The sequence below is a fragment of the Pelomonas sp. SE-A7 genome (assembly GCF_030345705.1).
Taxonomy (GTDB): Bacteria; Pseudomonadota; Gammaproteobacteria; order Burkholderiales; family Burkholderiaceae_C; genus JAUASW01.
Map to the genome: position 1 here is coordinate 335,389 of NZ_JAUASW010000002.1, position 12,042 is coordinate 347,430.

12 protein-coding genes are annotated in these 12,042 nt (G+C 65.6%); 2 read left to right on the forward strand and 10 right to left on the reverse strand.

Annotation, left to right across the window (positions count from 1 at the left end; all coding sequences use genetic code 11):
• Positions 1–426: 426 nt before the first annotated feature.
• The 9 genes from QT382_RS15570 to QT382_RS15610 all read right to left on the reverse strand — a co-directional run bounded on the left by QT382_RS15570 (position 427) and on the right by QT382_RS15610 (position 9,119).
• Positions 427–1,884, reverse strand: a complete 1,458-nt coding sequence (locus tag QT382_RS15570; protein ID WP_289255007.1) for a DegQ family serine endoprotease — start codon at positions 1,882–1,884, stop codon at positions 427–429.
• Positions 1,885–2,430: 546 nt separating this feature from the next.
• Positions 2,431–3,675: a beta-ketoacyl-ACP synthase II gene (gene fabF / locus QT382_RS15575; RefSeq protein ID WP_289255008.1), complete on the reverse strand. Its 1,245-nt coding sequence runs from the start codon at positions 3,673–3,675 to the stop codon at positions 2,431–2,433.
• Between the two features lie 55 nt (positions 3,676–3,730).
• Positions 3,731–3,970 (reverse strand): acyl carrier protein, encoded by a 240-nt coding sequence (gene acpP, locus QT382_RS15580; RefSeq protein ID WP_282823812.1) that lies wholly within the window; start codon positions 3,968–3,970, stop codon positions 3,731–3,733.
• Between the two features lie 144 nt (positions 3,971–4,114).
• Positions 4,115–4,852, reverse strand: a complete 738-nt coding sequence (gene fabG / locus QT382_RS15585) for a 3-oxoacyl-ACP reductase FabG (RefSeq protein WP_289255009.1) — start codon at positions 4,850–4,852, stop codon at positions 4,115–4,117.
• 13 nt (positions 4,853–4,865) lie between these two features.
• Positions 4,866–5,807, reverse strand: a complete 942-nt coding sequence (fabD, locus tag QT382_RS15590) for an ACP S-malonyltransferase (RefSeq protein WP_289255010.1) — start codon at positions 5,805–5,807, stop codon at positions 4,866–4,868.
• 23 nt (positions 5,808–5,830) lie between these two features.
• Positions 5,831–6,820, reverse strand: a complete 990-nt coding sequence (locus QT382_RS15595; RefSeq protein ID WP_289255011.1) for a beta-ketoacyl-ACP synthase III — start codon at positions 6,818–6,820, stop codon at positions 5,831–5,833.
• Positions 6,817–7,917 carry a phosphate acyltransferase PlsX gene (gene plsX, locus QT382_RS15600; RefSeq protein ID WP_289255012.1) on the reverse strand — a complete coding sequence of 367 codons (1,101 nt, stop codon included), beginning with the start codon at positions 7,915–7,917 and terminating at the stop codon, positions 6,817–6,819. The genes QT382_RS15595 and plsX overlap by 4 nt, the downstream gene beginning before the upstream one ends.
• Positions 7,918–8,146: 229 nt before the next feature.
• Positions 8,147–8,332 carry a 50S ribosomal protein L32 gene (gene rpmF, locus QT382_RS15605; protein ID WP_198100908.1) on the reverse strand — a complete coding sequence of 62 codons (186 nt, stop codon included), beginning with the start codon at positions 8,330–8,332 and terminating at the stop codon, positions 8,147–8,149.
• Positions 8,333–8,555: 223 nt separating this feature from the next.
• Positions 8,556–9,119 (reverse strand): YceD family protein, encoded by a 564-nt coding sequence (locus QT382_RS15610; protein WP_289255013.1) that lies wholly within the window; start codon positions 9,117–9,119, stop codon positions 8,556–8,558.
• Positions 9,120–9,169: 50 nt separating this feature from the next.
• Between QT382_RS15610 and QT382_RS15615 the strand changes: the two genes are divergently transcribed.
• Together QT382_RS15615 and QT382_RS15620 are read left to right on the forward strand one after the other, a co-directional pair.
• Positions 9,170–9,772, forward strand: coding sequence for a Maf family nucleotide pyrophosphatase (locus QT382_RS15615; protein WP_289255014.1), 603 nt, complete (start codon positions 9,170–9,172; stop codon positions 9,770–9,772).
• Positions 9,769–10,539 (forward strand): SAM-dependent methyltransferase, encoded by a 771-nt coding sequence (locus QT382_RS15620; RefSeq protein WP_289255015.1) that lies wholly within the window; start codon positions 9,769–9,771, stop codon positions 10,537–10,539. The genes QT382_RS15615 and QT382_RS15620 overlap by 4 nt, the downstream gene beginning before the upstream one ends.
• A gap of 16 nt (positions 10,540–10,555) precedes the next feature.
• Here QT382_RS15620 and QT382_RS15625 read toward each other — a convergent pair whose 3' ends face one another.
• A complete protein-coding gene (locus QT382_RS15625) occupies positions 10,556–12,040 on the reverse strand; it encodes a DEAD/DEAH box helicase (RefSeq protein ID WP_289255016.1) in 1,485 nt (494 codons plus the stop codon).
• Positions 12,041–12,042 lie beyond the last annotated feature (2 nt).

Here is a 12,042-nt window from a genome sequence, read left to right on the forward strand (position 1 = left end):
GGCGCGGAACTGGCCGCGCCGGGGAATAAAAAAAAGGCACGTCGAAGTGGTGACGCGCCTTCCAACAAAACTAATGGCAACTGCTTGTTGGGCCTTCATTGTAGCCAAAAGGCCTGGGCAGGAAACCGCGCCGAACCCGGATTCCCCGCCGTTGCAGGCCTCCAACAGCAATTTTGTCCACAGATTATTCACAAGCCAGCCAACAGGCCGACGAATGTGCTGGAACGGTCGCGCATTGCGACAAGAAGCCACCTTTCGGTGGCCTCTTTGTGCCGAATTCTAGCGGATCGAGCAGGGAATCCCCTCGCCTATTCAAGCTGACGTGAGCGCACGCCAACCGAAATCTGGATCCATCGACTCTCATCAGATGAAAAGACCCGGCTTGGCGCTAGGTTGTAGGGCGCCGCGCCGGTGGCTTTGACCGGCTCAGCGCTTTTCCGGCTTGACCAGCACGATGTTTACGGCATCGCCCCGACGCACCACCATGCTGACCACCTTGGCCTTGTCCAGCTTGGCCAATTGGGCCTGGAACTGTTTGACGCTGCCGATTTCAGCGTTATCGACCGAGAGAATCAGGTCGCCAGCACGCAAACCGGCGCGTGCGGCGGGTCCTTCAGCGGCTTCGACGCGGACACCCGAGCGCAGCTTCAGTTCCTTCTTCTGGCTTTCGCCGATCTCACCCACACTCAGACCCAGCGAGTTCCCCCCCGCGGAATCAGGCGAGGCTTCGGTCTTCGCTGGCTCATCGTCGCTGGCTTCGGCCAACACGATAGACAACTCCTTATGGGCTCCTCGACGGAAGACCTGAACCGACACCTTGCTACCCGGCTTGGTGGCTGCCGCAATTCGGCGCAGGTCGATCGCACGCTCAATCGCCTTGCCGTCGAACTTGGTGATGACGTCGCCACCCTCGATGCCGGCCTTCTCGGCAGCACTGCCGGCCACCACGCTGCTGACCAGGGCGCCTTGGGCCTTGCTGCCCAGGCCGATGGCCTCGGCGACATCCTTGCTCACGTCCACCGGCAACAGTCCCATCATGCCGCGCTTGACCTTTCCACCGGCACGCAGTTGGTCGGCGACCCGGACCGCCTCGTCGATGGGGATGGCAAAGGAGATGCCCATGAAGCCGCCGCTCTGGCTGTAGATCTGCGAATTGATGCCTATGACCTCGCCGCGCAGATTGAGCAGGGGGCCGCCCGAATTGCCCGGATTGATGGCCACGTCGGTCTGGATCAGCGGCAGGAAGTCGCCGGTCTCACGTGCCTTGGCACTGACGATGCCGGCCGTCACCGTGTTCTCGAAGCCGAAGGGCGAACCGATGGCCATCACCCATTGGCCGACCTTGAGCTTGCTGGCGTCGCCGATCTTGAGGGCCGGCAGTCCGCCGGCCTCGATCTTGAGGACGGCGACGTCGGTGCGCCTATCCGCGCCAATCAGCTTGGCCTTGAACTCGCGCTTGTCGGTCAGCGTGACCATCACTTCGTCAGCGCCATCGACCACATGGGCATTGGTCATGACGTAGCCGTCGGCACTGAGGATGAATCCCGAGCCGACGCCGCGGCGCTGAGGCAGGTCCTCTTCGCCACCTCGGGGATTGCCGCGCCGCTGGTTGGGCGCAGGAATGCCGAAGCGCTTCAGGAACTCCTGCATCTGCTCATTCATCTCGGAATCAGCCGCATTGGGCTTCAGGCGCTCGGAGGTCCGAATGTTGACCACCGACGGGCCCGCCTTCTCGACCAGCTCCGTGAAGTCAGGCAATTCGCCTCGCTGCGCATGACTTGGAGCCGGAGCGCCAGCCAGCGCCAGAGCCAGGGAAGCGACGGAAAGCAGCGCAACCAGAGGGTGCTTGGAGTCAGAACGGGGAGCGAGGTCGGAAGTCTTCATCGTTCGAAGGTCGGCGGTTGGGTTCGAAGCTTGTCGCTCAGTCGCGTTGCTGGCGTGTTGCCGCACCGCAAGTAGAGCAAGCCAATGCCTCAAGACTGAGGTGGTTCAGCATACAGGCTTGTTCTCAACATGACCCAATGCACCCCATGCCGACGACGGCTAAGCGCCAGGTAGCGAGGTGCCAGCCTTGTGGCCCAGCCCGCACCTGTCAGGCGGAGCAGCAGCCACGAATCGAAGTCCAGGACAGGTTGGACCGCGACTTCGGTTTCGCGGCTCTGTGCGTCCAAGAGCTGCCAAGCCTGTCCATCCCATCTCAGGCGCTGTCCGGCGGGGCCAGCCCAACGCCACCAAAACCAGACACCCAACGGCACGATGGGAAGCAGCAGCCAGGCTGATTGACCCCAATGCTGAGCCAAGGCCAGAAGCAGGCCAGCCGCGGCCACGCCGGCCAGCCCTGCATTCAGCAGGCTCCAGGCGAAGTCACGGCTCAGGACAACTTGGAAGGGCGGCGGACTGCGCAGCTCAGGCTGCATGGCCGCCGACCTGTCAGACGCGCTTGAAGATCAGCGTGCCGTTAGTACCGCCGAAGCCAAAGTTGTTCTTGGCGGCGTACTCGATCTTCATCTCCCGCGCGGTGTTGGCGCAGTAGTCCAGGTCGCACTCGGGATCCTGGTTGAAGATATTGATCGTCGGCGGGGCGATCTGGTTGTGCACGGCCAGCGTGGTGAACACCGACTCGATGCCGCCAGCGCCGCCCAGCAGATGGCCGGTCATGGACTTGGTCGAGCTGACCACCATCTTCTTGGCGTGGTCGCCAAAGGCCAGCTTGATCGCGTTGGTCTCGTTCACGTCGCCCAGCGGCGTGGAGGTGCCATGGGCGTTCATGTACTGGACCTGGTCCGGATTGAGGCCGGCATTGCGCAGGGCCGCGCGCATAGAGCGCTTGGGACCATCCACGTTGGGAGCCGTCATGTGATACGCGTCGGCGCCCATGCCGAAGCCAGCCAGCTCAGCGTAGATCTTGGCGCCGCGCTTCTTGGCATGCTCGTACTCCTCGAGCACCAGCACGCCAGCGCCCTCGCCCAGCACGAAGCCGTCGCGGTCCTTGTCCCAGGGACGGGACGCGGTCTTGGGGTCGTCGTTGCGGGTCGACAGCGCGCGGGCCGCGGCAAAGCCGCCAATGCCCAGCGGCGACACGGTCGACTCGGCACCGCCGGCGATCATCACGTCGGCGTCGCCGTATTCGATCAACCGCCCCGCTTCGCCAATGGCGTGCAGGCCGGTCGTGCAGGCCGTCACGATGGCAAGGTTCGGGCCTTGGAAGCCGTACTTGATCGAGACATGGCCGGAAATCATGTTGATGATCGAAGCCGGCACGAAGAACGGCGACACGCGGCGCGGGCCGCGGTTCACCAGTTCGGCATGCGTTTCTTCGATCATCGGCAGGCCGCCGATGCCGGAGCCCACCAGCACGCCGATGCGCTCGGCCTGCTCTTCCGTCAACTGATCGTTCGTCGGGAGGCCCGCGTCCTGCACCGCCTGGATGGCCGCTGCCAGCCCAAAGTGGATGAAAGTGTCCATCGTCCGAGCTTCCTTGCTGGACATGTAGGCACTGACATCGAAGCCCTTGACCTCGCCCGCGAACTGGCAGGCGAAGGCACTGGCGTCAAAACGGCTGATGCGGTCAATGCCGGACTGACCGGCCAGGATGTTGGTCCAGCCTTCGGCCACCGTGTTGCCCACGGGGCTGATCAGGCCGAGACCGGTGATGACGACGCGACGACGGCTCATGCGGTACGGGAATCAGTTGACGGTCGGCCGCGAGGGAACGCGGCCGCTTGCTTCATCAGGCCTTCTGGGCCTTCTGGGCGTAGTCGATCGCCAGCTGGACGGTGGTGATCTTCTCGGCCTCTTCGTCCGGGATCTCGATGCCGAACTCGTCTTCCAGGGCCATCACCAGTTCCACGGTGTCCAGAGAATCGGCGCCCAGGTCGGCCACGAAGGCCTTTTCATTGGTCACATCGGCTTCGGGCACGCCGAGTTGCTCGGCGATGATTTTCTTGACACGTGCTTCGATATCGCTCATGACTCCTCCAAGAGGGGTTTGCAAAGGAACAGCCCGGGATTCTAAGGCCTCTAGGGTGACGCCCCTAAGACAGGGGTCAGGGCACCTGGAAAGCCTTCACCGGCCGGGCAGAAACCGGTGGGCGGACGCGTGATGCGTGCCGCCTCAGTTCATGAACATGCCTCCATTGACATGCAGTTCGGTGCCGGTGATATAGCCGGCCGCCGGCGAGGCCAGGAAGGCCACGGCATCGGCAATCTCCTTGGGCTCGCCCAGGCGACCAACCGGAATCTGCGCCAGCAGCGCGGCCTTCTGGGCCTCGGGCAGGACCTCGGTCATGTCGGTGGCGATGAAGCCGGGCGCGACACAGTTGACGGTGATGCCGCGGCTACCCAGTTCGCGGGCCAGCGAGCGGGTCATGCCGGCCACGCCGGCCTTGGCGGCGGCGTAGTTGGCCTGGCCGGCATTGCCGGAAGCCCCCACCACGGAGGTGATGCTGATGATGCGGCCGTAGCGCTGCTTCATCATCGTGCGCATCACGGCGCGGCACATGCGGAACACGGCCTTGAGATTGGTGTCGGCCACCGCATCCCAGTCCTCGTCCTTCATGCGCATGGCCAGGGTGTCGCGCGTGATGCCGGCGTTGTTGATCAGGATCTGCAGGCCGCCCTGCGTCTTGACGATCTCGTCGATGGCGGCATCGACCGCCGCTGCGTCATTGACGTTCAGCACGATGCCTCGGCCGCCCAAGGGCGCCAGCGCTTCGCTGATACCAGCGGCGCCGGATTCGCTGGTGGCCGTGCCGATCACGACATAGCCGCGCTCCGCCAAGGTCAGCGCGATGGAACGACCGATTCCGCGGCTGGCCCCGGTCACCAGGGCAACTTGCTTGTTCTCACTCATGGATAACGTCCTCTCAGGCCAGCAAGGCCTTGGCCTCGGCCAGCGAGGCCGGATCCAGCACCGTGGTGCTCTGCAGCTCGCCGTCGATGCGCTTGACCATGCCCGACAGCACCTTGCCCGGGCCGCATTCGATGATGTGGCTCAGGCCTCGCGCCTTCAGTGCCTGGATCACCTCGACCCAGCGAACCGGACCGAAAGCCTGGCGGTACAGCGCGTCGCGCAGGGCGTCAGCCGAGTCCGTCACGGTCACGTCGATGTTGTTGACGATGGGGAAGGCCTGGGCCGCGAAACTGGTCGCGGCCAGCTTCTCGCGCAGCCGCTCGGCGGCTGGCTTCATCAGGCTGGAATGGAAGGGAGCCGACACCGACAGCGGCAACGCGCGCTTGGCGCCTGCAGCTTTCAGCACCTCTGCAGCCTTCTCGGCGCCAGCCTTGCTGCCGGCGATCACGGTCTGCTTGGGGTCGTTGAAGTTCACGGCCTCGACCACTTCGCCACTTTCGGCCGCGGCCTGAGCACAGCCAGCGCGAACGGCTTCGCCGTCCAGGCCCAGGATGGCGTACATCGCACCGGTGCCAACCGGCACAGCTTCCTGCATGGCCTGCGCACGGAAGCGCACCAGCGGCAGCGCCTCGGCCAGGCTCAGTGCACCCGATGCGACCAAGGCCGTGTATTCACCCAGCGAATGGCCGGCCGCAGCGGCCGGCACCAGGCCGGTCTCGGCGATCCAGGCGCGGTAGCAGGCGATGCCCGCGGTCAGCATGACCGGCTGGGTATTGGTCGTCAGGTCCAGTTGTTCCTTGGGGCCGGCCTTGATCAGCGCGGCCATGTCCTCGCCCAGCGCGCTTGAGGCCTCGGCCAACGTGCGGGCCACCTCGGGATGGTCGCCCCAGGCGTCCAGCATGCCCACGGCTTGAGAGCCCTGGCCGGGGAACACGAATGCGAATGCGGTTGTCATGTCGTTCTTCTCTTGCTCTCGAATCAGAGGTCCAGCAGCACGGCGCCCCAGGTGAAGCCGCCGCCCACGCCTTCCAGCATCACCGTGTCACCGGCCTTGATCTTGCCGCTGCGCACGGCAGCATCCAGCGCCAGCGGAATCGAGGCCGCGGAGGTGTTGCCATGCTCGTCCACGGTGACGATCAGCTTGTCCATCGGCAGCTTCAGCTTCTTGGCCGTGCCCTGCATGATGCGGATATTGGCTTGGTGCGGAATCAGCCAGTCGATGTCGCCGTCCTGCTTGCCGGCCTTCTCCAGCACCGAGCGCGCCACCTTCTCGAGCACGCCGACCGCCAGCTTGAAGACGCCCTGCCCATCCATCTTCAGGAACGGATGACCGGTCACCGCGCCGCCGGCCACCTGGCCGGGGACGCAAAGGATGTCCACATGGCGGCCATCGGCATGAAGCTCGGTGGCGAGGATGCCGGGCTTGTCGCTGGCGCCGAGCACCACGGCACCGGCGCCGTCGCCGAACAGCACGCAGGTGGTGCGGTCCTTGAAGTCCAGGATGCGGGAGAACACTTCGGCGCCGATGACGAGCGCCTTGCTGGCCGCGCCGCTCTTGATCATCGAGTCGGCCACGGTCATCGCGTAGACGAAGCCCGAGCAGACCGCCTGCACGTCAAAGGCAGCGCAGCCGGCGATGCCCAGCTTTTGCTGCAACAGGCAGGCTGTCGAGGGGAAGACCATGTCGGGCGTCGAAGTCGCGACGATGATCAGGTCGATCTCGCCGGCCTGAAGGCCGGCAGCCTCCAATGCAGCCTTGGCTGCAGGCAGGGCCAAGTCACTGGACGTGACCTCGGGCGCAGCGAAATGGCGAGCGCGGATACCGGTGCGCTCGATGATCCATTCATCCGAAGTCTCGATGCCGTCAGCCGCCAGGCGCTGGGCCAGGTCGGTGTTGGTGACGCGATTGGGGGGCAGGTAGCTACCCGTGCCGAGTACACGGGAATAGCGGGGAAGAGCTGAATTCATGCGGGGTGGGCGGACGGGGCCGCCTTGTCTCCTGCGTCGTCGTTGGCCGCCGGCTTGGGGCAGGCCTGCATTGTGTCGACCACGCGATCGTGAACCCGGTCCAGGAGCCGGTTGCGGGCCGCATCATAAGCCCTGTTCAGCGCCGTCTCGAAGGCGAAGGCATCGGCCGAACCATGGGCCTTGAACACCAGGCCGCGCAGGCCCAGCAGCGCCGCGCCGCTGTAGCGACGGTGATCCACGCGAGCCTTCAGCCGGTTCAGCACCGGCAGTGCCACGACGGCCGCCAGCTTGCCGTACAGGCTGCCGGTGAATTCCTGCTTGATGAAGCCGACCAGCATCGAGGCCAGGCCTTCGGCGGTCTTGAGCGCCACGTTGCCGACGAAGCCATCGCAGACGACGATGTCGGCCGTGCCCTTGAAGATGTCATTGCCTTCCACGTTGCCGTGGAAGTTGAGTTGGCCGGCCGCGGCGACCGCACGTAGCATCTCGCCGGCGCGCTTGATGGTCTCGCTGCCCTTGATCTGCTCCTCGCCGACATTGAGCAGGCCGACGCTGGGATCGGCCTTGCCGTCCACCGCCTGCACCAGAGCCGAGCCCATGATGGCGAACTGCAGCAAGTGCTCAGCTTCGCAATCGACGTTGGCACCCAGGTCCAGCACGGTCGTGAACCCGCCCTTCTGGTTGGGCATCACCGTGGCCAGCGCCGGACGGTCAATGCCGTCCATGGTCTTGAGCAGATAGCGGGAGACCGCCATCAAGGCACCGGTGTTGCCGGCCGAGACACAGGCCTGCGCTGCCGCCTGACCACCCTCACCCGGCTTGACCTGGCCGATGGCCACGCGCATCGAGGAATCGCGCTTGCGGCGCATCGCCACTTCGACCGGGTCGTCCATCTCGACCACTTCGCTGGCCGCGACGATGCGGCAGCGCGGCCATTGGGCCGCCTCGGCCAAAGCCTCGGGCTTGCCCACCAGCAGCAACTCGGCCTCGGGATGACGCGCCAGGAAGGCCTTGCAAGCCGGCAGCGTGATCGAAGGACCATGGTCGCCGCCCATGCAGTCGACCGACAGGCGCACGACGCCGCTCTTATCCACCATTGCGTTCATCGAAATCTTGTCAGCGCGATCCTGTCGATCGCGAAGCCGCAGACCTTACGCGAGCGCCAGGCTCGCGGCAAGCGGGCGCACCCGCAGCAGAATGCCAGCGCAGAAATACAAAAACCCAGCCCTGCTTCAAGCTAGCAGGCCGGGTCTTGTCGTTCACCGTAGAACCGCTTCGAAGGTCATCCTGCCCGCAGGCCGACGACCCATTCGCAAGTCAGTGCTATCAGGCGGCGTCAGCCTTGGTCTTCAGGACCTTGCGGCCGCGATAGAAACCATTGGGGCTGATGTGGTGACGCAGATGCACTTCGCCGGTGGTCGGCTCGATCGCGGTGCCCGGGTTCACCAGGGCATTGTGCGAGCGGTGCATGCCACGCTTGGAAGGCGACTTCTTGTTTTGCTGAACGGCCATGAATTTCTCCTGCGGCTAACGGTTTGAGGCTTGTCCTGTCGGCAACACGATTGGCACAAGAGGTTCTAGACCTATCAATACCTGCCACCGTCGCCTGGGCTACCCCCGGGAAATCCACTCGGCGGCCCGCGCAAATGCACTAGCCATGGGACATGGGACCCGGGAAAGCCCGCGATTCTAGCACGGGTTCAGGGGATCCCCAAACCTCTGCCATGCGCCGGAACTACTGGGTTCCGCCGCCCTTCTTCAGCGCGGCCAGCGCGGCAAAGGGGTTGGGACGCTCCTCTTCGATCTCCTCGTCGACCGAGGCGGGTACGGCCAAGGGCTGAGGGCAGCTGTCGTGGCGCGGCACCAGCGGCAGTGCCAGCAGGATCTCGTCCTCGATCAGTTCGGCCAGATCGAAGCTGCGCGACAACTCCAGCACGTCTTCATCGCTGTTGGCGTCCAGCTCGGCAGCCGTGGCCTCGTCCTTGGCGAAACGGAAGCTGTGCTCCAGCGCCAGGGCTTCGGTCACCGGCTTGAGGCAGCGCTGGCAGGTCAGTGCGGCGCTGGCGTCGATCTTGAGATGCAGCCAGACCTGCGACTCGCCGCCGCGCGGCTCATGCAATTCGCCCTCGGCGGACCAGCGAACCGGCGGCCATTGCTCGGCCGGCGCCTCGGGCGCGGCCATCTCGGCCATACGTCCCAGGCTGGTGGCCGGCCATTCGCCTTGCAGACTCCCCGCGTCCTGCGCGAAGGCAGCCACGTCGAGCTTGCGGGGATCGAATACGCGTTCTTTCTTCTTCATGCCGCAAGTGTAAGAGCCGGCCGGCCAGGCCCATCCCCGACAATCGCGCCATGCCCAACAGCCCCCGCCTCCTGATTCTTGGCTCCACTTCGCGCTACCGCCGTGAACTACTCGAGCGACTGCGCCTGCCGTTCGCAGTCGAGTCGCCCAAGGTCGACGAAACCCCCATGCAGGGCGAGGCGCCGGCAGCGCTCGCCGTCCGGCTGGCCCTGGCCAAGGCGCACGCCGTCGCTGCCCTGCATCCGGAAGCTGTCGTCATAGGCTCGGACCAGGTGGCCGACCTGGACGGTCAACCCATTGGCAAGCCAGGCACCCATGAAAGAGCCGTCGAGCAGTTGACGGCCATGAGCGGCAAGCAGGTTGTCTTCCAGACCGCCGTCGCCGTGGTCTGCCGGGACAGCGGCTTCGAAGGTCAGTCCTTGGCGCCAGTCACGGTGCGATTCCGCAAGCTGAGTGCTGCCGAGATCGAGACCTATCTCCGAGCCGAGCAGCCCTATGACTGCGCCGGCAGCGCCAAGTCCGAGGGACTGGGCATCTGCCTGCTGAGCGCCATCGAGTCCGATGACCCAACGGCCCTGATCGGGCTGCCGCTGATACGCACCTGTGCGCTCTTGCGCCAGGCAGGGCTTGATCCGCTGGTGGCCCGCGCATGAGCCAGCCAGGCCGTCTGATCCTGATGCCGAACACGCTGGACTTCGGTGTCGAAGGCGCCGAGGTGCCGCTGCAGCTCGTGCTGCCACAGCAGGCCTTGGAGCTCGCTGCCGGGCTGACGCATTGGGCGGCCGAGAACGCCAAGACCACGCGAGCCTTCCTGAAGCGGGTCGATGCCATCTGTCCGCTGAAGCAGCCGCTGCAGAGCCTTGAGATCGTCGAACTGCCGCGCCCGCCCAAGGGCAGCAAGCCTGCGGGCGACGACAGCGCCGCTTGGGATGCCCTGCTGACACCAGCATTGCAAGGCCGTGACCTCGGCTTGATCTCGGAAGCTGGTCTGCCCGCGGTTGCTGACCCGGGTGCCCGGCTGGTCGCGGCGGCGCATGCAAAGGGTGTTGGCGTCTTGCCGCTGAGCGGCCCCAGTTCCCTGCTGATGGCTCTCGCGGCCAGCGGCCTCAATGGGCAGAGTTTTGCCTTCGTCGGCTATCTGCCGGTAGAAGCTGCCGCCCGCGGCGTTCGCATTCGGGAACTCGAGCAGCAGTCGCTGCGTCAGCAACAAACCCAGCTGATGATCGAGACGCCCTATCGCAATGAAGCGCTGCTGCAGGCCCTGCTGGCTGCACTGAAGCCGCAGACGCGGCTGTCAGTGAGTTGCGGGTTGACGCTCAGCGATGGCTGGACGCGCTCGTCCAGCGTGGCCGACTGGCGCAAGACCCGGACCCAGCTGCCAGACAAGGTGCCGGCCGTTTTTGCGTTTCTGGCCGGCTGAGCCGGCCCGCGATGGGTCAGGCGCCTTCAGGCGTCGATTCGGGAATCGGCGGCTTCTTGGCGCCGAACAGCGCCGCCACCTTCTTCTTGGGCTTGATATAGCTGGACAGGCCCGCCTTGACGGTCGGCTTGGCCGCATTCTTCTCCCAGGCCGGCGCCTCATCGACGGCCGTGGCTTCGTAGGGCTTGTCGAAGAACGGGTCGCGGGGCGCGGGGGCCGGGGTGCGGTAGCTGCTGCGCGGCGCGGCCGATGCAGCGGCCGGCGCCGGCGAATAGCCGCCCTCACTCTCTTCATCGCGACGACGCGGCGGCCGGCGCGGACGCTCATCGTCCAGCTCGATGGCCTCGAGATCGATCTTGCGCTTGGTCAGCTTCTCGATGTCCGCCACCAGGCGGGCGTCGCTGCGCTCCACCAGGGTCACGGCCAGGCCCGAAGCGCCGGCGCGGCCGGTACGGCCGATGCGGTGCACATAGTCCTCGGCGTTGAAAGGCACGTCGAAGTTGAAGACGGCCGGCAGGTCGGCGATGTCCAGGCCGCGGGCCGCCACGTCGGTGGCCACCAGCAGGTCGACTTCCTGGCGCTTGAAGGCCTCGAGCGACTTCAGGCGCTCGTCCTGCGACTTGTCGCCATGCAGGGCGGCGGTACGCAAGCCGTCGCGTTCGAACGAGCGGGCCAGGCGAGCGGCGCCCAGCTTGGAATTGACGAAGACGATGGCCTGGCGGATCTCGCGGTCCTTCAGGATCTGGCGCACCACGCGGCGTTTGTCGTCTTCCTCGACGCTGTAGAAGCGCTGCTCGACCGTGCTGGCCGTTGCATTGGGTCGCGCCACCTCGACCAGTTCGGGGTTCTGCAGGTAGCTCTGGGCCAGCTTCTTGATCTCGGGCGAGAAGGTGGCCGAGAACAGCAGGGTCTGGCGGGCCTTGGGCAGGTAGCTCAGGATGCGCTGCAGGTCCGGCAGGAAGCCGATGTCCAGCATGCGGTCGGCCTCGTCCAGTACCACGTACTCCACATGGTTCAGCACCGCGTTCTTGGCCTCGATGTGGTCCAGCAGGCGGCCCGGCGTGGCGATCAGCACCTCGACGCCGGCCTTGAGCTGCACGGTTTGGGGCTTCATGTCGATGCCGCCGAACACGCAGGCCACGCGCAGCTGGGTGTGCTTGGCATAGGCCTTGACGTTGTTGGCCACCTGGTCGGCCAGCTCGCGGGTCGGGGCCAGCACCAGGGCGCGGACCGGGTGGCGGGCCGGCGAAACGCTGGCGTTCTCGTGCTTCAGCATGCGCTGCAGCAGCGGGATCGAGAAGGCGGCGGTCTTGCCGGTACCGGTCTGGGCGGCACCCATCACGTCACGACCCGCCAGCACGATGGGGATGGCCTTGGCCTGGATGGGCGTCATGGTCGCGTAGCCGGAATCGGCCACGGCGCGCAGCAGCTTGGCATCCAGAGGCAGGGTGTCGAAGCGCGCCGGGGCGGGGGCGGCTTCAGGCAGGGTCGTGTCAGTCATAG